Origin of the sequence: Ideonella sp. (assembly GCF_041287625.1) — a bacterium.
Taxonomy (GTDB): domain Bacteria; phylum Pseudomonadota; class Gammaproteobacteria; order Burkholderiales; family Burkholderiaceae_C; genus Ideonella.
This window is the reverse complement of the sequence record NZ_JBGGNH010000015.1, coordinates 14,499-36,094: the sequence shown is the minus strand read 5'-3', so window position 1 is coordinate 36,094 and position 21,596 is coordinate 14,499. Positions and strand designations below refer to the sequence as shown.

The window sequence follows — 21,596 nt, the reverse complement described above, 5'->3', positions numbered from 1 at the left end:
TGATGCTGAACCGCCTGCTCTCGCACGACTTGCCACGCAGCCGCTGGTTGGCCGTTGCGCTGCTGCTGATCGCCGCCGCGCTGTTTCTCGCGCCCTTCCTGTTCCATGGCGCGAAGGCGCTGAACGTGGCCGCCAAGGTTTTGGTCTTCATCCTGCTGGTGGCCAGCTACGACCTGCTGCTGGGCTACGCCGGCATCGTCAGCTTTGCGCACACGATGTTCTTCGGCATCGGGGCTTATGGCGTGGCCATTGCCTGCTCGCGTGCAGGCAGCGGCGTGGGCTGGGGCGATGTGGCGCTGGGCCTGGGCGGCGCGCTGCTGCTGTCGCTTTTGCTGAGCCTCTTGATCGGCCTGTTCTCGCTGCGCGTGAAGGCCATCTTCTTCGCAATGATCACGCTGGCCGTGGCCTCGGCCTTCCAGACGCTGGCCTCGCAGCTCTCCGAGTTGACTGGCGGCGAAGACGGCTTGAGCTACAAGGTGCCGGCGCTGTTGTCGCCATCGTTCGAGCCGTTTGGCGTGCCGGTCTTCGGGCTGATGATCGACGGCAAGGTCATCGCGTACTACGGGCTGTCTGTCGTCGTCGCGCTGGGTTTCCTGGCACTGCTGCGGGTCGTCAACTCGCCCTTTGGCCGCGTGCTGCAGGCCATCCGCGAAAACGACTTCCGGGCCGAGGCCATCGGCTACCGCGTCGTCGTCTGGCGCACGCTGGCCAATGTGCTGGCCGCGGCGGTGGCGACGGTTGCCGGTGCGCTGCTGGCGCTGTGGCTGCGCTACACCGGGCCGGACACCACGCTGAGCTTCGAGGTGATGCTGGACATCCTGCTGATCGTCGTGATCGGCGGCATGGGCACGCTTTACGGCGCGGTGCTGGGGGCTGCGCTGTTCGTGCTGGCGCAGAACTATTTGCAGGACCTGCTGGCGCTGGGCGCGCGGGCGCTGGAAGGCGTGCCGCTGCTGTCCGCGCTGGTCTCGCCGGACCGCTGGCTGTTCTGGCTGGGCCTGGGCTTTGTGCTGTGCGTGTACCACTTCCCGAGTGGCGTGGTCGGTCGGTTGCGGGCCAGTCCCGGCCGGCGGGCCACGCCTGAATAAACCCCCATGAAGGAGACCAAGATGAAGACTCGCTCGAAACTGTCCCCTGTGCTGTCGGTGCTTTGCGCCTCGCTCGCAGCCGCCGACGCCACGTCCGCGTGGGCGGCGCCGGTGAACCAGCCACCCGCCGCGCTGCGCGGACCGATTGCCGAAAAAGCCTACGACGGCAGCAGCGACGACCTGCTGACCGGCGGCTTGGGCAAGACAGGCCTGATGGGCGCCACGCCGGTGTTCGTCAACCCGGCCGCGCCCACCCCGGCCGAGCTGCGCCGCAACGCGATCTACACCAACTACCGCGCGCTGGTGGACTACACCGCCTTGGGCGGCATGGGCGTGTTCTACGGCCCGAACATCGACGTGAATGGCAATGACACGCTGGGCGAAGGCAAGATCGCGGGGCGCGAATTCATCGCCTGGGCCGATGACGGCAGCGGCCAGCAGAACGTCGCGATGATGGTGCAGATTCCGGACAGCTTCGACACCAGCAAGCCTTGCATCGTCAGCGCCACCTCGTCCGGCTCGCGCGGCATCTATGGCGCCATTGCCACCGCCGGCGAATGGGGCCTGAAGCACGGCTGCGCAGTGGCCTACACCGACAAGGGCGGCGGCAACGGCCTGTTCGACCCGATGAGCGGCACCGTGATCGCCCGTGACGGCACGCTGACGACGGCCGCCGCTGCTGGGATCGAGTCGCCCTTCACGCCGGCGCTCACGCCCGAGCAGCTCGCCGCCTTCAACACCGCGCTGCCCAACCGAGTGGCCTACAAGCACGCGCATTCGCAGCAGAACCCCGAGAAGGACTGGGGCAAGAACACGCTGGACGCGATCCGCTTTGCGTTCTATGTGCTCAACGAACGCTACGGCCCGGTGGACCCAGGCAATCCGGGCCAGCACCTGGTCAGCCTGAAGCCCAAAAACACCGTGGTCGTTGCCTCCAGCGTGTCCAACGGCGCAGGGGCCGCGCTGGCCGCCGCCGAGCAGGACACCGAAAAGCTGATCGACGGCGTGGCCGTCAGCGAGCCGAACGCCCAGCCCAATGGCGTGAAGTCACTCAGCATCCGGCAGGGCAGCCAGACCGTGCCGCTGATCGGCAAGCCACTGGCCGAGTACTTCACATTTGCGGACGTCTACCAGCCCTGCGCGCTGCTGGCGCCCGGGCTGTCCCTGAACGCCGCCTTCTGGCCGACGACCTACACCGATGCCGCGACGCAGCGCTGCGCAGCCCTCGCGGCGCGTGGCCTGGTGACCGGCGCCACCACCGCCGACCAAGCGAACGACGCATTGGCCAAGCTGCATGCGCACGGCTACACGCCCGAGGCGGACTTCCTGCATCAGTCGCACTTCCGCTTCGCGACCAACTCCATCGCGATGACCTATGTCAACGCCGCCGGCCGCTTCAGCGTGGCTGACAGCGTCTGCGGCTTCAGCTTCGCCAACACCGATGCCGCCGGCAAGGTGGCGCCACAGAACACGCTGCTGCAGGCGGGGCTGTTTTCCACCGGCAACGGCGTGCCGCCGACCAGCGGCGTCAACATCGTCTACAACAGCTCGGTCGGCGGTGGCACGCTGGACTTCCTGGCGGTTTCGCCCACCAGCGGCCAGGCCGACTTCGCGCTGGACGGCGCCTTGTGCCTGCGCTCGCTGGTCACCGGCAAGGACCCGGTGACGGGCGCGCCGTTGACTGGCACGCTCGCGGCGCAGTCGCAGCGCGTGAAGGCCGGCCTCAACGAGGTGCAGCGCAGTGCCAAGCTGGGCAAGCTGCCGGTCATCATCGTGGCCGGTCGCAACGACGCGCTGCTGCCGATCAACCACGCCGCGCGCGCCTACTTCGGCAAGACCCAGCTGGCCGACGCCAAGGGCCCGAACGTGCGCTACATCGAGGTCACCAACGCCCAGCACTTCGACGGCTTCATCGCCTACGGCGCGCTGATGGGCTACGACACGCGCTTCATCCCGTTGCACGTCTACTTCAACCGCGCGATGGATGCGATGTACGCGAAGCTGACGACAGGCGCCGCGCTGCCACCGAGCCAGGTCGTGCACACGACGCCTCGCGCCAGCGGCAGCACCGCGCTGGCCGCGGGCAACGTGCCGCCGATCAGCGCTGCGCCCGGAGGCGATGCGATCACGATGGATGGCAGCACCTTGGTGATCCCCGATTGATCCAGCACCCAGCCCAAACCATGCGTTCACACTACCTCCGCTGCGCCGGCCGCGAGCTGCACTTCACCGAGTGGGGCGCCGGCCAGACCGAGGTGCTGATCGCCTGGCACGGGCTGGCCCGCACCGGGCGGGACATGGATGACATCGCCGCCCACCTGGCAGACCGATACCGGGTGATCTGCCCGGACGCGGTCGGCCGCGGCCTCAGTGAATGGAGCCCGGTTCCGGAAGTCGAGTACTGCCTGGACTTCTACGTGAAGCAGGCAGTTGACCTGCTGGACCAACTCGGCCTGCAGCAACTGCACTGGCTGGGCACCTCGATGGGCGGCGCCATCGGCCTGCGCGCTGCCGCCGGCGTGCTGCAGGGCCGCGTCCGCAGCCTGGTGCTGAACGACATCGGCCCCGAGCTGGCTGCGCCCGCGGTGGCACGCATCCGGGCCTATGCTGGCCAGCCGGCGGCCTTCCGCACCGTCGGCGAGCTGGAGGCCTATTTGCGTCAGATCTACAGGCCGTATGGCGAGTTGACGGACGCGCAGTGGCGCCGCATGGCCGAGACCTCGGTGCGCCGCCTGCCGGACGGCCGTGTCACGCCGCACTACGACCCTGCGATGGTGCTGCAGTTCGAGCACCATCCAGTCGACTACACGCAATGGGCCGCCTGGGACCAGCTGCGGCTGCCGGTGCTGTGCCTGCGCGGTGAAAGCTCGGACCTGCTGACGCCCGAGATCGCCCGGGCCATGACGCAGCGCGGCCCGCGTGCTGAACTGGCCACGATCACCGGCTGCGGCCACGCGCCTGCGCTGAACGTGCCGGCGCAATGGGCGCTGGTGGAAGACTTCCTGAGTCGCCAGCGCTGACGGCAACGCCAGACAAAAAAAGGCCGCCCAGTGAGGCGGCCTTTTTGCTGGGCGAGGTCAGGCTCAGGGCGTGATCGGCAGGTTGATCGTGATGATCTTGCTCGGATCTGCCACCGACGCCGCGTGCAGCACGACTGTCGTTGCGGCGGTCGTCGTGAAAGTTGCGCTGTATGAGGTGGAGTCGATGCTGGTGTTCTTCAGCGTCACGGCGGCGTTGGCGTCCTGCGTCACCGTCATCGGGATGTTGCCATTGAAGATCAGCGTGACGCCGGCGCTGCCATTGGCCGAGGTGGTCGGCAGGTTCAGCGTGGTGCCAGAGGTCACATTGCTGGCCTTGGTCACGCCGCTCACCGACACCGTGCTCAGCGTCAGGATGGTCGGCGTGATGTCGAACTTCACCGTGATGCTAGGCGTCGTGGCGCCCTGCGGTGTGACGACCACCGTGGCCGTGGTGGCCGTGCGGCTGGTGAGCACTGTGCCCCACAGCGTGCTGCTGGTCGTCAGGCTGTTGGCGATGGCCGAGCCGAGGTCCGGGCTGAAGTCCATCGGCAAGCCCGAAGCCGAGCCGAGCACGACCTTCTGGCCGGAGTTGATGGCATACGTCTGGGTGCTGCCTGAAGGGATAGGCGACGGTGACTGCGCCACTTCGTCGATGTTCAGGTTGACCGCAAAGGGCAGCTGATCGAGCACCACGTTGAGGGTCACGACCTGGGTGCTGTCGGCGGCGGACTTGACCAGCAGTTGCACCGTGGTCGGTGCATTGCTGGCCAGGGTGGAAGCCCACGCGACGTTGCTCTGGTTGGCGTGGTCCTGGGTTGCGCCGTTCAGCGTCACGGCGAACACGGCATTGATGTTCGATGTGACCATCAACTGCTGGTTCGACTTCATGTTGACGGTGACCGTCTGGCCACCGGGCACATCGCTTTGCACCGCCACGCCGGCCACCGACACCGTGGCCGTGAGCGGCGCTGCGGCCACCTGGATGCGCAGGGTCGCGACCCGCGTGCTGTCCCCCTGCGGCGTTACCGTCAGCAGCACCTCGGTTGCAACCCCGGCGTTCAGCGTGGCTTCCCAGTGGGTGCTGGACTTGGTGCCTTGCGTCTTGTAGGCGCTGCCCAGCGACTCAGCGACGTTCACCGAGACGTTGGAGTCGAACGCAACCTTCTTGCCAGAGGCGATGGCTACCGTGTAGATCTGGCCGGAAACAACCTGGTCGGTGTTGGGCACGGTCAGCGTCAGCGCCATCGGCATCGGATCCACCGAGACCAGCAGGGTCGCCTTCACCGTGGGATCGGCTGTCGAGGTCACGACCAGGGTCGCGGTGCTGGCGGTGGCACCCGACAGCTTGGCCATCCAGGAGGTCGAAGTCGTGCTGGTTTCGCTCTTCGTCACGTCGCCTAGCGTCTGCGCGACGGCCATCGAGATCGACGATGCGAACTTCAGCACGTCGCCTGAATGGATGTTGATGGCCCGGGTTTCGCCTGCCAGCACCGGCGTGCCGATCGAGACGTCATTCACCTCGGCGGTGACGACCAAGGGGGTTGGCGTGACGGTCACGGTCACCGTCGCGAAGCGTGTGCTGTCGCCTTGCATCGCAGCGGTCACGGTCAGCGGGTTGCCGGCCGCTGCGGCGGTCAGCGTCGCCTGCCAGGTCGTCGACGAGCTGACGCGATTGCTGGCGCGGGTATCGCCCAGGTCGGTGGTGAAGTCCGCCTTCACGTTGGTCGTCACGGCGACCACTTGGCCGGAGTTGACCGTCAACGCGTAGTTTTCATCAGCGCCGATCGGCGTGGCATTGACTGGCGAGCCGTCCACCGTCACGGTCACAGCCAGTGCCGTCGGCACCACGTTCACCGTCAGCGTGCGGCTCAGTTCCGGGTAGTCGCTGGAACTCAGCGTGAGCGTCATCGTGGTGGCGACGTCGCTCGTCACCGTGCCGATCCAGCTGGTGCCGGTCCGGGTCAGCGGGCTGATGGTGGCGCCGGCAGGGGAGTTGACCACGTCCATCGTCAGGTTCGAGCTGATGCTCAGGCTCTGGCCGGACTGGAGGGTGATGCCAGTGCTGCCGCTGTTGGAAAGCGGGGAGCCCTCGATGGCGGTGCCGTCCACCGTCACCGTGAGGTTCAGCGTGGGGTCAGTGCGACCGCCGCCGCAGCCTGCCAGCAGGCCCATCAACATCAGGGCCGCAAAGGCCGCTTGGAGCGCGCGGCTCCCGAACAAACGCAATAGCATGGTCATCCTGCACGAGGTTGAGAAGACACCGGGCGGCGCGCCTGTGGGGCGCGCGCCAGGATGCCCAGGAGCGGCCATGCTCCCAAACCCTAGTGTAGGGGGGACAGCCGGCGTTGGCTGCCCCTACCTCTGCAGGCGTGTTGCGTGCTGGTTCTAGGGGGTCAGGCGGAGGCGCTGACCAGGCCGGTGGTCGAACTGGCGCTGTCGGCGGCCATGCTGGCGTAGCGGGCTGCAAGTTGCTCGATGAACGAGTGCACGTCGATCTTGGGCTTGTTTGCACTGCTCGTGGTTGATTCGGTGCTGCTGTCCGACGATGCGTCGCCCGGCGGCAGGCCGGGAGGCGGGCCCATCGGGGGCATGCCCATGCCGGACATGCCGGCGCCGCTTTCGCTGCCTTGGCTCTCGCGGGCCTGGTCCATTGCGGCGGTCATCTTGTCGCGGAATGCGCTCATCTCGTCGGCAGACATCGAGCCGTCGCCGTCTGCGTCGATGGCCTTGAACAGGGCCTGCGCGGCGTCGCTGGACTTGTCCAGACCGAATTCGTCGGACGAGACGCTGCCGTTGCCGTCGCTGTCCAGCGAGGCCATCGGGTCCTCGTGCTGGCCCTGGCCGCCAGCCGGCATGCCGCCCATGCCGGCGAACTGGGCCGTGCTCATCATCGCCATGTCGAACTGCGAGGGCGGCGGTGGCGGGCCGTCCGGCCGGCTGGTGGTCGTGCTGCTGGTTGCGTCAGCGGTGCCGGCGGTGTTGGTGCTGCCGCCTGCGCTGCCGGTACTGCTGGTCGCGCTGCTGCGGGCGTTGGCCTGTGCGCGGGCGGTGAGCATCTGCCAGATGCTGTTGTTCGACGTGGCCAATGAGACGTTCATGACGGGGTGCTTTCCAGGGATGAAGAGAAGCGGGGGGCGGGCGGGACGGGCCGCCGGATCGCGGTCAAGGACGCTTCGGCGGTATGCCCATGTTCGGTCGGGTGCGTCAGCGGCGTTTGTCGACTTGGTTGCCGGCCTGACACAAAAAAGTGAGTACAAGCCTCTCGAAACCAACCGATCAAATCTTGGCCTTGGGGGACTCTTCCAGCGCTGCAAACAGGTAGCCCACGCCGCGCACGGTGCGGATGAGCTGCGGCGAGCGGGAGTTGTCGTCCAGCTTGTGGCGCAGCCGTGAAACCAGCAGGTCGATGCTGCGGTCCAGTTGTTCCACGCCTTCGCCACGCGCCAGGTCCAGCAGCTGCTGGCGGTCCAGCGTGCAGTGCGGGTGGGCAAGGAAAGTCTTGAGCAGGCGGAATTCGGCCTGCGACAGCGGCACCCGCAAGCCGGTGGGCGCCTCCAGGCTGCGGGTGGCCGGGTCCAGCCGCCACTGGCCGAAGCGCATCGCCGAGGCGGCCTTGGCGGCGGCCGCGGCGGTCATCGAGACCGGTGGCGGCGCGCCTGCATCGTCCCGCGAGCGGCGCAGCAGCGCACCGACGCGTGCCCGCAGCTCGCCGGGGTGGAAAGGCTTGTCCAGCACCGCGTCGGCGCCGAGTTCCAGCGCCACGGCGCGGTCGGCCGCATGGCTGGCGGCCTGCAGCACCAGCACCGGCATGTGGCTGCCCAGCTCGCGCAGGTTGCGCAGCTGTTGCCAGGCATCGGGCCGGTGGCCGCTGCGCGAGGGGCTGGGGTCCATCACCAGCAGCTCGAAGCCGCGCCGGCCGGCGTGCTCGATCAGTTGGGTGTCGTCAGTGGCCTGCACCTGGTGGCCGTGTGGCTCCAGGCACATGCTCAGCCATTGGCGGCTGTTGGCGTCGGGGTCCACCACCAGCACGCGGGCGGCGGGGTGGGGGCGCCGGTCGGGCGCGGGCAGGGCGGTCGGTTTGGGGTGGTCGGACATGGCGTTCAGGCAAAGCAATCCATGCCTGAGAGCCTACGGACATCCCCCTTGATCGCAGCCGGGGATCAGTCCGGTGGACGACCCCCTATTCACCTGCGCTTAACGTTGCGGCAACACATGGCACCGCAACGGTGCCAACATCAGCGACGGAAGTGCCCGTCCTCGCCGACGATGGACAAATCCGAATAGTCCAGGCCGCTGTGGTCGGTGGTGGAGAAGCTCACTTCCAGGCCGCCCAGGTCGTAGCGCTTGAAGCTTTCGAGCGCGCTCTTGATGCGCTCGCGGGTGATGTTCGGGCTGGCGCGCTTGAGGGCTTCGACCAGCACCTTGGCGCCGGCAAAACCTTCCAGCATGGCCGGGGTCAGCTCCGCGCCCTTGCCCTGCGCGGCCACCAGGCCCATGGCTTCCTTGACCATGCCGTTGTTGATCGAGCGCTCGTACGGGAAGACCTGCGTGATGATGGTGCCGCGGGCGTTGTCGCCCAGGGTCTTGATGAAACCTTGCGAGGCGTTGTTCGACAGCGTGACCAGCTGCGCCCTCGAGCCTGCGGCCCGCAGCTTGCCCAGCGCGTCGGCCACCACGGTGCCGCTGCCGACCACGATCACCGCCTGCACGTCGGCCTTGACCAGCTTGGCGATCACCGGTGCCAGATCGGGCTTCTCGCGGTCGAATTTCTCGTCCACCGCGGGTTCGCGGCCCACGGCCTTGAAGCCGGTCATCGCGCCCTTGGCACCGTCTTCGCCAAACGAATCATTGACATGGACCAGGCCGATGCGCGACATGCCGATCAGGCTCAGGTGGCGCACCGCGCGCTCGGCTTCGCGCTGGTACGAGGCGCGCACATTGAAGACCCAGGGCTGCACGGGCTGGTGCAACACCATCGAGCCGGTGGACGGGGCGATCAGTGGCACGTGCGCTGCCGTCACCAGCGGGATGATGGCCTGGTTGTGCGGCGTGCCGCGGGTCAGGAACAGCGCCAGCACGCCGTCGTCGATCAGCTTCCTGGCATTTTCGGCGGCCAGCGGCGGCTCGAACTTGTCGTCCAGCGAGACCAGCTCGATGGCTTGGCCGTTGATGCCGCCGTTCTTGTTGACGCTGTCGAGGTAGAGCCTGGCGCCCTCGGTCGTCTCCTTGACGCCAGCCGCCACCGGGCCGGTGAAGCCGGCCGTCTGGCCGATCCTGATCTGGGCCCAGGCGGGGGACAGGGCGAGGCATGCCAGGGTCGCAACAACCCATCCGCGGCAGTGGCGGTTCAATTTCATGTGATTCCCAACGACAACGACAAGAAAAAGGGGGGCTGGTCTGGCAGCTCTTCCGTGCTGCAGTGCCGGTTGCCCGGCCCGCAAGCGCGCGGATTGTCTCGCCTGCCCATGACGCGAGCATGAGCGTTGCATGCAAGGTTGCACCTTGGCAACAACCCTGGCCGCCGCGCGGCCCTCGGGGCGTGACAACATAGCGGGTTCTGCCTGCCTCGCACCCCTTCCATGTCCTCTGGCTTGATCCAAATCCGCGGCGCCCGCCAGCACAACCTGAAGAACCTGGACCTGGACATCCGCACCGGCGAGATGACGGTGGTCACCGGGCCCAGCGGCTCGGGCAAGTCCAGCCTGGTGTTCGACACGCTGTATGCCGAGGGCCAGCGCCGCTACGTCGAGACCTTCTCGGCCTACGCCCGCCAGTTCCTGGACCGCATGGACAGACCGGCGGTGGACCGGGTGGACGGCGTGCCGCCGGCGATTGCCATCGACCAGACCAACCCGGTGCGCACCAGCCGCAGCACGGTCGGCACGATGACCGAGCTGAACGACCATCTGAAGCTCTTGTTCGCCCGTGCCGGCCAGTTGTTCGACCGCAAGACCGCGCTGCCGGTGCGGCACGACACGCCCGAGACAATCTACGAAGACATCAGGGCCCGCGCCGAGGCCTCGGGTGACCCGCGCCTGGTCGTCACCTTTCCGGTGCAGCTGCCGGCCAACACCAGCGCCGAGCAGCTCGAACAGTGGCTGGCCGCGAGCGGCTTCAACCGTGTGCAGGCCGAGCGCACGGTAGACGACAAGAAGCAGCTCGACGTGGTGGCGGACCGGTTCCGTTTCTCGAACACCGAGCGTGTGCGGGTGATGGAGGCCATCGAGTTGGGCCTGAAGCGTGGCACCGGCAGGCTCGCGGTTTATGCGTTGAAGGAAGAGGGCGAGCCCGAGCTGTGGAAATACTCAACCGGCCTGCACTGCCCCGAGAGCGACCTGCGCTACGGCGAGCCGCAGCCGGCGCTGTTCTCGTTCAACTCGGCCTATGGTGCCTGCGAGACCTGCCGCGGCTTTGGCCGGGTGATTGGCGTGGACCTGGGGCTGGTGATCCCGGACGAGCGCAAGACGCTGCGCAACGGCGCCATCAAGACGATGCAGACGCCGGCCTGGAAGGAAAGCCAGGACGACATGATCACCTACGCTGGCGAGGCCGGCATCCCGCGCGACACGCCCTGGGGCCAGCTCACGCAAGGCCAGCGCGACTGGGTCATCAACGGTTCGCCGAACTGGACCGGCAACTGGAACAAGCAGTGGTACGGCGTGCGCCGCTTCTTCGAGTACCTGGAGAGCAAGGCCTACAAGATGCACATCCGCGTGCTCTTGTCCAAGTACCGCAGCTACACCCCATGCCCTACCTGCGGCGGTGCACGGCTGAAGCTGGAGTCGCTGCTGTGGCGCGTCGGCACCAAGGCCAATGCGGACTCGCAGCTGCCGCCCGAGCGGCGCTTCATGCCGGTGGGCGTGGACTGGACCCGGGAACAACTCGAAGCCTTGCCCGGCCTGGCGCTGCACGACCTGATGCAGTTGCCCATCGATCGGTTGCGCGGTTTCTTCGACACGCTGACGCTGCCGGACGCGCTGCGCGACGAGGCGCTGAAGCTCTTGCTCGAAGAAGTGCAGCACCGATTGAAGTACCTCAGTGATGTGGGCCTGGGTTACCTGACGCTTGACCGCCAGAGCCGCACGCTGTCCGGCGGCGAGGTGCAGCGCATCAACCTCACGACCGCGCTGGGCACCTCGCTGGTCAACACGCTGTTCGTGCTGGACGAACCCAGCATCGGCCTGCATCCGCGCGACATGAACCGCATCGTGCAGGCCATGCACAGGCTGCGCGACGCGGGCAACACGCTGGTGGTCGTCGAGCACGACCCGGCGGTGATGCTGGCGGCGGACCGGCTGATCGACATGGGCCCCGGCCCGGGCGAGCGCGGCGGGCAGATCGTCTTCGACGGCCTGCCCGAGCAGGCCCGCAATGCCGACACGCTGACCGGCGCCTACCTGGGCGCGCGCAAGAGCGTGGGCATGGGCTTCCGGCGCTTCGTGGACGCCAACACGCCCAAGCTGATCCTCGAAGGCGTGCGCGAGCACAACCTGAAGAACCTGCACATCGAATTCCCGCTGCAGCGGCTCACCGTGGTCACCGGCGTGTCCGGTTCCGGCAAGAGCACGCTGGTGCAGGACGTGCTGGTGCCGGCGCTGCAACGCCACTTCGGCAAGGCGACCGAATCGCCCGGCGCCTTCGACCGCCTGCTGGGCGCGGACTGGCTGTCCGACACGGTGTTCGTGGACCAGTCGCCCATCGGCAAGACCGCGCGCTCCAACCCGGCCAGCTATGTCGGCGCGTTCGACGAGATCCGCAAACTGTTCGCCGTGGCTCCGCTGGCGCAGGAGCGCAAGTACACCGCCGGCATGTTCAGCTTCAATGCGGGTGATGGCCGCTGCCCGACTTGCGGCGGCTCGGGCTTCGAGCACGTCGAGATGCAGTTCCTGTCGGACGTCTACCTGCGCTGCCCGGACTGCGATGGCCGGCGTTACCGCAACGAGATCCTGGACGTGAAGATCCAGCGTGGCGGTCGCGACCTGTCGATTGCCGACACGCTCGAATTGACGGTGCACGAGGCAGTCACCTTGTTTGCCAACGACCGCGAAGTCGTGCGCACGCTGCAGCCCATCGTCGACGTGGGCCTGGACTACGTGCGCCTGGGCCAGCCGGTGCCCACGCTGTCCGGCGGCGAGGCCCAGCGCCTGAAGCTGGCCGGCCACCTGGCCGAAGCGGCCGGCGCGCCGCGCCAGGCGGTGGCGAAAAAAGGCACGTTGTTTGTTTTCGACGAGCCGACCACCGGCCTGCATTTCGACGACATCGCCAAGCTGATGCGCGCGCTGCGCAAGCTGCTGGACGCTGGCCATTCGCTGCTGGTGATCGAGCACAACCTGGACGTGATCCGCGCGGCCGACTGGTTGGTGGACCTGGGGCCGGAAGGCGGCGAATCCGGCGGCGAGCTGGTGGCCACTGGCACGCCGGAAGACCTGCGCGCCCACCCCACGTCGCACACCGGCCTGGCGCTGCGCGAGTACGACGGTGCGCTGCATGCGGGTGAAGTCTCGGCCGGCGCCTACCTGGGCAAGGCGGTGAGGGCCAAACGCGAGGGCGAGGACGCGATCCGCATCATCAATGCCCGCGAGCACAACCTGAAGTCGCTGAACGTGGACATTCCACGCGGCAAGTTCACCGTGGTCACCGGCGTCTCGGGTTCGGGCAAGTCCACGCTGGCTTTCGACATCCTGTTCAACGAAGGCCAGCGGCGTTACCTCGAATCGCTGAACGCCTATGCGCGCTCCATCGTGCAGCCGGCCGGCCGGCCCGAGGTGGACGCGGTCTGGGGCATTCCGCCGACGGTCGCCATCGAGCAGCGCCTGTCGCGCGGCGGCCGCAAGAGCACGGTGGCCACCACCACCGAGGTCTGGCACTTCCTGCGCCTGTTGTGGGTCAAACTGGGCCTGCAGCACTGCACCAAGGACGGCGCGCCGGTGATGCCGCAGAGCGCGGAGAGCATTGCCGCCCAGCTGCTGCGCGACCACAAGGGCCGGCACGTGGGGCTGCTGGCGCCGCTGGTCGTCAACCGCAAAGGCGTCTACACCGACCTGGCCAAGTGGGCCAAGGGCAAGGGCCACAGCCACCTGCGGGTGGACGGCGAGTTCGTGCGCGTGGACCCGTGGCCGCGGCTGGACCGCTTCAAGGAACACACGCTGGAGCTGCCGGTCGGCGACCTGGTGCTGAGCGCCGACAACGAGCCCGAGCTGCGTCGCCTGCTGGCCGAGGCGCTGGAGGTGGGCAAGGGTGTGATGCACCTGCTGTTTCCGCTGGACGGGCTGGCCGAGCGCATCGAGAACGGCGACAGCACCGCCGGCATCGGCCAGGTGCAGGTCTTCTCGACCCAGCGCGCCTGCCCGGTCTGCGGCACCAGCTACCCGGAGCTGGACCCGCGCATGTTCAGCTACAACAGCAAGCACGGCTGGTGCACCGGCTGCGTGGGCACCGGGCTGGCGCTGACGCGCGAGCAGCGCAAGGCCTTCGACGACAGCGTGCGCGATGACGACAACAAGGGCCGCGAGCAAAGCTTTCCCAGCGAGGAGCCGGAAGTCGAAGGCCTGGAAGACCAGTCCTGCCCGGACTGCCATGGCGCACGCCTGAACCCGGTGTCGCGCGCAGTCACCTTCAGCGGCCTGGGCATCCAGAACGTCGCCGAATGGTCGGTGCGGGACACGCATGCCTGGATCGCCGGGCTGCAGCTCGAAGGCCGCGAGGCTGGCATTTCGCGCGACGTGATCACCGAGATCCGCAACCGGCTGGAGTTCCTGTCCGAGGTCGGTCTGGGCTACCTGACGCTGGACCGCGCCGCGCCCACGCTGAGTGGCGGCGAGGCGCAGCGCATCCGCCTGGCCGCGCAGCTGGGCAGCAACCTGCAAGGCGTCTGCTACGTGCTGGACGAGCCGACCATCGGCCTGCACCCGCGCGACAACGGCATCCTGTTGAACGCGCTGCAGAAGCTGGGCGACAAGGGCAACACGCTGGTCGTCGTCGAACATGACGAAGACACCATCCGCCGCGCCGACCATGTGATCGACATCGGCCCTGGTGCGGGCAAGCGCGGCGGGCGCCTGGTTGCGCAAGGCTCGCCTGCCGAGCTGGCGGCGCATCCCGATTCACTGACCGGCCGCTTCCTGGCCAACCCGCTGAAGCACCCGTTGCACGAGCGGCGCGTGCTGAGCGGCGCCACGCCAGCGCTGGCACTGCGCGGCGCCAAGCTGCACAACCTGCAGAACGTGGACGTGGACGTGCCGCTGCACCGGCTGGTGGCCGTCACGGGCGTCTCAGGCTCCGGCAAGAGCACGCTGGCGCGTGACGTGCTGTTGACCAACGTCGCGGCGCTGGTCATCGCCAAGGGCCGCAAGCCGGACGAGGCGGCCGCGTCGTCCGTCATCCTGACCGGCTGCGCTTCCCTGACCGGCTGGGGCGCGGTGGACCGCGTGCTGGAAGTCGACCAGACGCCCATCGGCAAGACGCCGCGCTCCTGCCCCGCGACCTACATTGGCTTCTGGGACGCGATCCGCAAGCTGTTCGCCGAGACGCTGGAAGCCAAGGCGCGCGGCTACGCACCCAACCGTTTCAGTTTCAACACCGGCGAAGGCCGCTGCCCGGGCTGCGAAGGCCAGGGCATGCGCACGGTGGAAATGAGCTTCCTGCCGGACGTGAAGGTGCCCTGCGACCTGTGCCACGGCCAGCGCTTCAACGCCGAAACCCTGGCCGTCTCCTGGCGCGGCAAGAGCATTGGCGACGTGCTGCAGATGGAGGTCGACGAGGCGGTCGAGTTCTTTGCCTCGATGCCCGCCATCGGCCACCCGCTGCAGCTGCTGAAGGACGTGGGCCTGGGCTACCTGACGCTGGGGCAACCGTCGCCCACGCTGTCCGGCGGCGAGGCCCAGCGCATCAAGCTGGTGACCGAACTCAGCAAGGTGCGCGACGACGTGACCCGCCGCGGCCAGAAGCCGCCGCACACGCTTTATGTGCTGGACGAGCCGACGGTGGGCCTGCACATGGCCGACGTCGAACGCCTGATCCACGTGCTGCACCGCCTCGTGAACGGCGGCCACAGCGTGGTGGTGATCGAACACGACCTGGACGTGATCGCCGAGGCGGACTGGGTCATCGACCTGGGGCCGGACGGCGGGAATGCGGGCGGGCGCATCGTCTGCGCCGGCACGCCGGAGACGCTGGTGGCGACCGGCACGGCGACCGGCGAGGCGCTGGCGCCTGTGCTGGCGCGGGTGTGATCAGCGCTCGGCGGCGCCGGTCTTGCAGTCGGCGGCGCCCGCTTGCAGTGGCAGCACATGCAGCTGCAGCCGGTAGCTGGAGGGCGCCACGTCCTGGCCGGCGCTGGGCCGCGGGCTGAGGTCCAGGAAGCAGAACTGGCGGCCAGCGGCTTGCGACGGTGCGGCTGCTGCTCGCTGCCCGTCGCCCCAGCCGACCGTGATTGGCTGCGGTGGCTGCCCCGCCTGCGTGACCTGCAGGTCGGCCTGCACGTCCCCGGCACGAATGCAGTTGACGCCGGTGGGGCAACGGCTGTCGCGCACTGCAACCCAGCTCACCACGGTGCCGTCGCCGTTCAGCGTCACTGGCGTGTTCAGCGTCAAGGTCAGCACTTGCGGCGCCGCTGGTGGCGTGGCGGCAGGGGCCGCGCAGGCGGCCAGCGCGAAGACTGGCAGCAGGACCGCGGGCAAGGGTGAGCGAGGTTTGCGCATGGGTGCATCTTAGGCGTGCTGCTCGCGACCATGAAAAAGGCCCGCCGAAGCGGGCCTTGCACAGCGGTGAAGCGGTGAGAGCTTACGGCGTCGGGGTGGCGACGATGTAGCTTTCGACCACGCCGGAGTTGGTGGTGCTGTTGCGCGCCGGGGCGACAGCGCCCACGCCCATGCCGCGCTTGGCGAAGGCGGTGGCCCAGATCATGAAGTCGGCGTCGTCGGTGGCGTCGGCGGCGGCCAGGATGGCGTCGCGCGCTTCGACCAGCGTCGGGGCGTTCGGCGTCATCTTCAGGCCGGCGATCACGTAGTCCTGCACCTTGGCCTTGGCTTGCTTGAAGTTGTAGCGGCCGTCCTTCAGGAAGCCCGCATACGCTTCCCACAGCATGTTGGCCCAGACTTCACCAGTGTTGTGCACCTCGGCGTTGCTGGCACCATCCTGGCCGAAGGCGATCGGAGCGGTGGTGGGCAGGGCTACGCCGTTTTCGATGTGCTTGAAGGTCAGCGGGTTCTTCGCGAAGTCGGTGGAGTACGGGGCGCGGCGGATGCCGTAATAGTACTCGCCGGTCACGTAGTCGCCCATCGCGTAGGCGCCTTGCCAGTCGCTGTTGTTGGCGACTTCGGTGTCCTTCTTGCGCACGGTCAGGATCAGCGCGGAGACATCGCTCCAGCCTTCGCCCATGCCGCCACCCTGGTTGTTCGACAGGCCGCTGGCGTTGCCGACCAGGCGGTTCGAGACATGGTGGAAGTATTCGTGGGCGATCACGCTTTCGTCCAGCGTGCCATCCAGGTCCAGCGCGGCTTCCTTCACCAGGTGCACGGTGACCGGCGAGTCGGAGGCCTTGATCTTCGCGCCGTCTTCCATCGTGATCATCACCGCAGGGATGGTCACGGTGGTGTCGTCGCCGCCCATCGTGATCGGCGAGCCGGTCACGTTGTTGGCGACGATGACGGCGGTGGCGCCAGCGGTCTGTGCGAACTTGACTTTGACGTCGAAGTCGCAGCTGCCGCGGTCGATCAGCGCGATGTTGCCGGCCAGGGCCGCCGCATTGATCGGGGCGGTGCAGGTGTCGCCGGTCGGCGCGGTGCCGTCGTCGGACAGGACCACGGTGCCGGTCACGTCGTACGCCGAGGCGCCGAAGCCGGCGGCGGAGAAGGTCAGCTTGCCTGCCAGCGAGGCCGGGGCCGTGATGGAGACATCACCCTTGACCAGGCCGTCGAACAGGTACATCTGCATGCGCGGCGAGCCGCCGTCGGCCGGCGTGCTCATGTTGGCGTTGTTGCGGCCCGAGTAGTCCTGGCCTTCGGCCAGGATCGCGTCGCCTTCGACGCCGCCGCGGCCGAAGTTGCTGGCCTGGGCATTGCCGGCGGCTTCGTTGAAGCCGTGGTCGTACCACAGGTCATGCAGGTAGTTGTTCATGTAGAACAGGTTGACCACGGCCGACTTCTTGGCGTCGTCGGTGCTCGGGTCCACGTCGCCAGCCAGCGGGTAGTCGAAGGTGGCGGTGCTGGTGGTCGTGGGCTGCACGTCGCCACGGCGGGCCTGGAAGCCATTCGGCGAGGCCAGGTCCAGGTAGGCGCTGACGTTGTTGCCGACCGGGGTGGTAGCGCCTGCCGCCAGCCACGGGTCGTTGGTCGAGATGCCAACGCTGTTGACCGTCACCAGGTTGGACGCTGCGTCGGTGCGCTTGACGGTTTGCGTCGGCAGGTCCTTCTTGAACGGCACCATGCCGTTGCCCAGCGGCGAGTCGTACGGCACGCCGTTCTTGTCGGCGAACATGCGGTAGGTGACCGCGCTGTCGTGCGCTTCCTGGTTCATGCGGAACAGCACAGCGCCGTCAGCTGCGGAGACGACGTAGGCGTAGTCGGCCTGGGTGCCACCGTCGCGCGTGGCGGCGGAGAGTTCCACGTAGTAGGCCGGCAGCAGCGAGCTGCCCAGCGCGTACATCACCTTCTTGACGCGCGGATCGCTTTCCAGCTGCAGGTCGCCCTGGCCGGCGGGGCGCTTCCAGGTGCTGTAGGCGCCCTTGGTGGCGCCGGCGGCGAAGCTGTCGGCGACGCTGCCGCCCAGGTCCGCGAAGGCCTTGGTGATGGCGGTCGATTCCTTCAGCGAGAAGCTGGCGGCGCGGGCCGAGGCGGCGTCGCTCTGCTGGGCGAAGTAGCCCGAGATCGCGACCAGGCGGCCGCTGCGGTCGGTCATCACGTTGATGTCGCGGTTGAACACCTCGACACCGCCGACGTGCTGGCGGAAGCGGCTGATGACCGGGCCGGTGCCCAGGTCCTGGGTGTCGAACAGCTTGGCATTGCTGATCGCGCTGGCGCTCAGGCCCAGGGCGCTGGCGTTGCGGCTCAGGAAGTGGCGGGCGGTGGCTTCACGCAGCGAGGCGCCGGTCAGGCTGGTCTTCAGCGTGGACTGGTTGTTGCCCTTCGTGGCCCACAGGAAGGTGGTGCCGAGCTGGGCGTCGTAGTGGCTGGCAAAACCGAAGCGCGACTTGCGGGCTTCGACGTTCTGGCGCAGGGAGGTGGTGGCGACGGCCGCGGCTTGCGCGTTGGCATCGAAGTTGGGCTTGTCAGCGGAGACGAAGCGGCCGGAGATCGGCGACGCCGCAGGTGCCGCAAAGCTGCTGGCAGCAAACAGGGCGGCGACCGCCCCCAAAGCAAATTGACGCATGGTCGAGAGTTCCTACAGGGAAGGCCTTGGCACCCGCGGCGGCAGGGCGTTTGGCAACAACACCGCCCCGGGCGCTTGTGGCGCGAGGGGCGAACGAAGAGAAAACATTTTGCAATCTCCGTGCCATCGTTGGCATGCCAGACATTGCGGGCTAACCCTGTGCCGCTTTGAACTAGGGGGTAGTCAAAAACCCAGTGCCGCATGGGGTTGCGGCGCCATCGCTATAGTGCTTAGCAAGCTAACTATCTATGTCTCGATGACCGCAGCTTCCACACGCGCCGCCGCGCAGATGAAGATCGGCATTGCGCTGGGCGTGCTGCAGCGCGGCTACCGTGCCGCGGCCGACAAGGCGGTGGCGCATGCCGGCCTGTCGCATGCCATGGCCTGGCCGCTGATGACCATTGGCCGGCTGGGCGGCAACGTGCGGCCAGGCGTGGTGGCCGACACGCTCGGCATCGAGGCGCCGTCGCTGGCGCGCTCGGTCGAACAGCTGGTGGAGGCGGGACTTGCCGAGCGCCACAGCGACCCGGCCGACGGCCGCGCCAAGACGCTGCACCTGACGCCCGCCGGCCAGGCCGTGTGGGAGCAGATCGAGGCGACGCTGAACACCCTGCGCAGCGAGCTGTTCGCCGGCCTGGCGGACGAGGACCTGGCGGCCTGCCTGCGCGTGTTCGACGCATTGGGCGAGCGCCTGGGCTGCGGCGTGCCGGTGATGCCGGTCAAGCCGCGCGCGCGCCGCAGGGACGACGCGGCATGACGGTCTTGGTGCCCGAGCCGCGCTGGCGTGGCACGCTGCTGTGGTGGCCGCGGCTGCTGGGCTCGATCACGCGGGCCGAGCTGGTCTTCTCGCTGAAGTGTTTTGCCGCCGCGATGCTGGCGATGTTTGTCGCCAGCCGCGCCGGCCTGCCGCGGCCGTTCTGGTCCATGCTGACGGCTTACGTGGTGGCCAACCCGATGGCTGGCGCGGTGCGCTCGAAGGCGCTGTACCGCTTCTGCGGCACCTTGATCGGCAGCACCGCGACGGTGCTGATCGTGCCGGCCCTGTCCAACACGCCGGAGCTGACCGCGCTGGCGCTCGCGCTGTGGGTTGCACTGTGCTTGTACGTTTCGCTGCTGGACCGCACGCCGCGCGCTTATCTCTTCATGCTGGCCGGCTACACCGCCGCGCTGATCGGCTTCCCGTCGGTCGAGACGCCCACTGCGGTGTTCGACACCGCGCTGGCCCGCGTCGAGGAGATTGGCCTGGGCATCCTCTGTGCCTCGCTGGTGCACAGCCTGGTGCTGCCGACCGGCTTGGCGCCTGCCGTGCTCGGCCTGCTGGACCGCACCGCGCGCGACAGCCGCCAATGGCTGCACGACGTGCTGCAGGCCGACGCAGGCGAGGGCGCCGGGCGCCAGACCTTCGACGCCGACCGCCGCCGCCTGGCGGCCGATGTGACGCAGCTGCGCATGCTGTCCACCCACGTGCCGTTCGACACTTCGCACCTGCGCTGGACCAGCGGCGCGCTGGCCGCGATGCAGGACGCCACGGCGGAACTGACCTCGCTGCTGGCGGCGGTGGACGACCGGCTGCAGGCGCTGCGCGAGGCTGAAGGCGGGCTGGCGCCGGACGTGCAGGCGGTGACCACGCGGGTCGACGCCTGGGTGCAGACACTGCCACCCCGCATCACTGAAGCAGCCGCACCGGTGGACAAGGCGCAGGTGCAGGCGCTGCTGGCCGAGGCATGGGCGCTGACGGCTGTGGCGAGCGACACGCCGCTGCCGCCCTGGTCGCACGCGCTGCGCCTGGCGCTGGCGAGCCGGCTGGAGGAACTGGTGCTGGCTTGGCAGCGCTGCGCCGAACTGCGTGACGAGATTGGCCGTGGCCTGGGCGGCGCGCCGCTGCCCGCGCGGCGCCTGCCGGCGCTAGGCGCGCAGGCCTTGCACCGCGACCGCGGGCTGGCGCTGCTGTCGGCCATTGCCGCGGCGCTGGCTGTGCTGGCCTGCTGCGCCATCTGGATCGCCACCGGTTGGCGCAGCGGCTCGGCGATGGCGATGATGGCCGCCGTCTTCTGCAGCTTCTTCGCGACCATGGACGACCCGGTGCCGATGATCCACGGCTTTCTGAAGGGCACGCTGTGGTCGGTGCCGCTGGCGGCGGTCTATGTGCTGGCCATGCCGCTGGTGCAGGACTTCGGCATGCTGTTGCTGCTGTGCGCGCCGGTGTTCCTGCTGCTGGGCTGCTTCATCCCACGCGCCACGCCGGGCAACCTCGCGATGCCGATGCTGTTTGGCGTGGCCGGCGCCTTGTCCATGCACGACACCGCGACCGCCGACGTGGTGAACTTCGCCAACTCGATGCTGGCCCAGGTGCTGGGCGTGGTGGCCGCGGCGCGCGTCACCGCGCTGGTGCGCTCGATTGGTGCCGACGTGGTGGCCCGCCGCATCCAGCGTGCCAGCTGGCGCGAGTTGGCCGAGCTGAGTGCACCGGCCGGCGGGGGCCGCCGCCAACTGCGCGAGGACAGCTACGCCGCGCGTCTGCTGGACCGAATCGGCCTCTTGGCGCCGCGCATTGCGCAGGCCGGCGGCCGCATCGAAGGGGTGGTGACCGACGACGCGCTGCGCGACCTGCGCGCCGGGGCCGACATCGTCGCGTTGCAGCGTGCGCGCGCGGCGCTGCCCAAGGGCGCGCGCGCTGCGGTGCTGGCGCAGGTGGCGGCTTTCTTCGAGGCGCTGCAGGCGGGCCGGCGTGAGCGACCGGCTGCGCTGCAGCAGCAGCTGGACGCGGCGCTGCAAGGCGTGTTGGCCGGACCAGCCCGCTCGCCCGGCGAACGGGCGCGCGCGGTGGCCGCGCTGGTTGGCCTGCGGCGCAACCTCTGCCCGGGCGCACCGCCGCCCCACGGCTTGACGATGGAGATGTCCAGATGATTGGCGAGGCGCATGTCTACGGGCTTTACCTGCCCTGGCTGATGCTGCTGTGCGGTGGGGCGCTGGGCGCGCTGTGGGGCGTGCGGCGCGTGCTGGCGGCCACGGGGCTTTACCGCTGGGTCTGGCACCCGGCGCTGTTTGACTTGGCGCTGTATGCGCTGCTGGTGTGGGCGCTCAGCCGTCTCACCGTCCTGATGCAATGAACGAGGCTTTG

13 protein-coding genes are annotated in these 21,596 nt (G+C 68.4%); 7 read left to right on the top strand and 6 right to left on the bottom strand.

What is annotated here, in order from left to right; genetic code table 11:
- Positions 1-2: 2 nt before the first annotated feature.
- Genes ACAH41_RS04425 through ACAH41_RS04415 form a run of 3 tightly spaced genes read left to right on the top strand, consistent with a single transcriptional unit; the run spans position 3 to position 4,108 of the window.
- Complete coding sequence (locus tag ACAH41_RS04425) at positions 3-1,088, top strand: branched-chain amino acid ABC transporter permease (RefSeq protein ID WP_325652832.1); 1,086 nt, start codon at positions 3-5, stop codon at positions 1,086-1,088.
- Positions 1,089-1,109: 21 nt separating this feature from the next.
- Positions 1,110-3,251, top strand: a complete 2,142-nt coding sequence (locus ACAH41_RS04420; protein ID WP_325652833.1) for a 3-hydroxybutyrate oligomer hydrolase family protein — start codon at positions 1,110-1,112, stop codon at positions 3,249-3,251.
- A gap of 20 nt (positions 3,252-3,271) precedes the next feature.
- On the top strand, positions 3,272-4,108 hold the full coding sequence (locus tag ACAH41_RS04415; RefSeq protein ID WP_325652835.1) for an alpha/beta hydrolase: 837 nt from the start codon (positions 3,272-3,274) through the stop codon (positions 4,106-4,108).
- A gap of 63 nt (positions 4,109-4,171) precedes the next feature.
- Here ACAH41_RS04415 and ACAH41_RS04410 read toward each other — a convergent pair whose 3' ends face one another.
- The 4 genes from ACAH41_RS04410 to ACAH41_RS04395 all read right to left on the bottom strand — a co-directional run bounded on the left by ACAH41_RS04410 (position 4,172) and on the right by ACAH41_RS04395 (position 9,465).
- Positions 4,172-6,340 (bottom strand): hypothetical protein, encoded by a 2,169-nt coding sequence (locus tag ACAH41_RS04410; RefSeq protein WP_325652836.1) that lies wholly within the window; start codon positions 6,338-6,340, stop codon positions 4,172-4,174.
- Positions 6,341-6,501: 161 nt separating this feature from the next.
- Complete coding sequence (locus ACAH41_RS04405; RefSeq protein ID WP_325652838.1) at positions 6,502-7,206, bottom strand: EF-hand domain-containing protein; 705 nt, start codon at positions 7,204-7,206, stop codon at positions 6,502-6,504.
- Between the two features lie 178 nt (positions 7,207-7,384).
- A complete protein-coding gene (locus ACAH41_RS04400) occupies positions 7,385-8,203 on the bottom strand; it encodes a response regulator transcription factor (RefSeq protein WP_325652840.1) in 819 nt (272 codons plus the stop codon).
- A gap of 140 nt (positions 8,204-8,343) precedes the next feature.
- Complete coding sequence (locus tag ACAH41_RS04395) at positions 8,344-9,465, bottom strand: ABC transporter substrate-binding protein (protein WP_325652842.1); 1,122 nt, start codon at positions 9,463-9,465, stop codon at positions 8,344-8,346.
- A gap of 222 nt (positions 9,466-9,687) precedes the next feature.
- Between ACAH41_RS04395 and uvrA the strand changes: the two genes are divergently transcribed.
- Positions 9,688-15,339, top strand: a complete 5,652-nt coding sequence (gene uvrA, locus ACAH41_RS04390; protein WP_325652844.1) for an excinuclease ABC subunit UvrA — start codon at positions 9,688-9,690, stop codon at positions 15,337-15,339.
- Here the strand turns inward: uvrA and ACAH41_RS04385 are convergent, their stop codons facing one another.
- Together ACAH41_RS04385 and ACAH41_RS04380 are read right to left on the bottom strand one after the other, a co-directional pair.
- Positions 15,340-15,807: a hypothetical protein gene (locus tag ACAH41_RS04385; protein ID WP_325652846.1), complete on the bottom strand. Its 468-nt coding sequence runs from the start codon at positions 15,805-15,807 to the stop codon at positions 15,340-15,342. It abuts the gene before it with no gap.
- An 82-nt stretch (positions 15,808-15,889) separates the two neighbouring features.
- The gene (locus ACAH41_RS04380) at positions 15,890-18,475 is read right to left on the bottom strand and encodes a M36 family metallopeptidase (RefSeq protein ID WP_325652848.1); all 2,586 of its coding nucleotides are present in this window, start codon (positions 18,473-18,475) and stop codon (positions 15,890-15,892) included.
- A gap of 256 nt (positions 18,476-18,731) precedes the next feature.
- Here ACAH41_RS04380 and ACAH41_RS04375 point away from each other — a divergent pair, with 256 nt between their 5' ends.
- Genes ACAH41_RS04375 through ACAH41_RS04365 form a run of 3 tightly spaced genes read left to right on the top strand, consistent with a single transcriptional unit; the run spans position 18,732 to position 21,585 of the window.
- Complete coding sequence (locus ACAH41_RS04375) at positions 18,732-19,232, top strand: MarR family winged helix-turn-helix transcriptional regulator (RefSeq protein WP_325652850.1); 501 nt, start codon at positions 18,732-18,734, stop codon at positions 19,230-19,232.
- Positions 19,229-21,382 (top strand): FUSC family protein, encoded by a 2,154-nt coding sequence (locus ACAH41_RS04370; protein ID WP_325652851.1) that lies wholly within the window; start codon positions 19,229-19,231, stop codon positions 21,380-21,382. Before ACAH41_RS04375 ends, ACAH41_RS04370 begins: the two co-directional genes overlap by 4 nt.
- Positions 21,379-21,585, top strand: a complete 207-nt coding sequence (locus tag ACAH41_RS04365) for a DUF1656 domain-containing protein (protein ID WP_325652853.1) — start codon at positions 21,379-21,381, stop codon at positions 21,583-21,585. Before ACAH41_RS04370 ends, ACAH41_RS04365 begins: the two co-directional genes overlap by 4 nt.
- Positions 21,586-21,596 lie beyond the last annotated feature (11 nt).

What these genes read in the sequence shown, in the direction of transcription:
- ACAH41_RS04375 (WP_325652850.1), top strand. Translation starts at nt 18,732, where the DNA reads ATGACCGCAGCTTCCACACGCGCCGCCGCGCAGATGAAGATCGGCATT.
- ACAH41_RS04395 (WP_325652842.1), bottom strand. Translation starts at nt 9,465, where the DNA reads ATGAAATTGAACCGCCACTGCCGCGGATGGGTTGTTGCGACCCTGGCA.
- ACAH41_RS04420 (WP_325652833.1), top strand. Translation starts at nt 1,110, where the DNA reads ATGAAGACTCGCTCGAAACTGTCCCCTGTGCTGTCGGTGCTTTGCGCC.
- ACAH41_RS04370 (WP_325652851.1), top strand. Translation starts at nt 19,229, where the DNA reads ATGACGGTCTTGGTGCCCGAGCCGCGCTGGCGTGGCACGCTGCTGTGG.
- ACAH41_RS04410 (WP_325652836.1), bottom strand. Translation starts at nt 6,340, where the DNA reads ATGCTATTGCGTTTGTTCGGGAGCCGCGCGCTCCAAGCGGCCTTTGCG.
- ACAH41_RS04380 (WP_325652848.1), bottom strand. Translation starts at nt 18,475, where the DNA reads ATGCGTCAATTTGCTTTGGGGGCGGTCGCCGCCCTGTTTGCTGCCAGC.
- uvrA (WP_325652844.1), top strand. Translation starts at nt 9,688, where the DNA reads ATGTCCTCTGGCTTGATCCAAATCCGCGGCGCCCGCCAGCACAACCTG.
- ACAH41_RS04415 (WP_325652835.1), top strand. Translation starts at nt 3,272, where the DNA reads ATGCGTTCACACTACCTCCGCTGCGCCGGCCGCGAGCTGCACTTCACC.
- ACAH41_RS04365 (WP_325652853.1), top strand. Translation starts at nt 21,379, where the DNA reads ATGATTGGCGAGGCGCATGTCTACGGGCTTTACCTGCCCTGGCTGATG.
- ACAH41_RS04385 (WP_325652846.1), bottom strand. Translation starts at nt 15,807, where the DNA reads ATGCGCAAACCTCGCTCACCCTTGCCCGCGGTCCTGCTGCCAGTCTTC.
- ACAH41_RS04405 (WP_325652838.1), bottom strand. Translation starts at nt 7,206, where the DNA reads ATGAACGTCTCATTGGCCACGTCGAACAACAGCATCTGGCAGATGCTC.
- ACAH41_RS04400 (WP_325652840.1), bottom strand. Translation starts at nt 8,203, where the DNA reads ATGTCCGACCACCCCAAACCGACCGCCCTGCCCGCGCCCGACCGGCGC.
- ACAH41_RS04425 (WP_325652832.1), top strand. Translation starts at nt 3, where the DNA reads ATGCTGAACCGCCTGCTCTCGCACGACTTGCCACGCAGCCGCTGGTTG.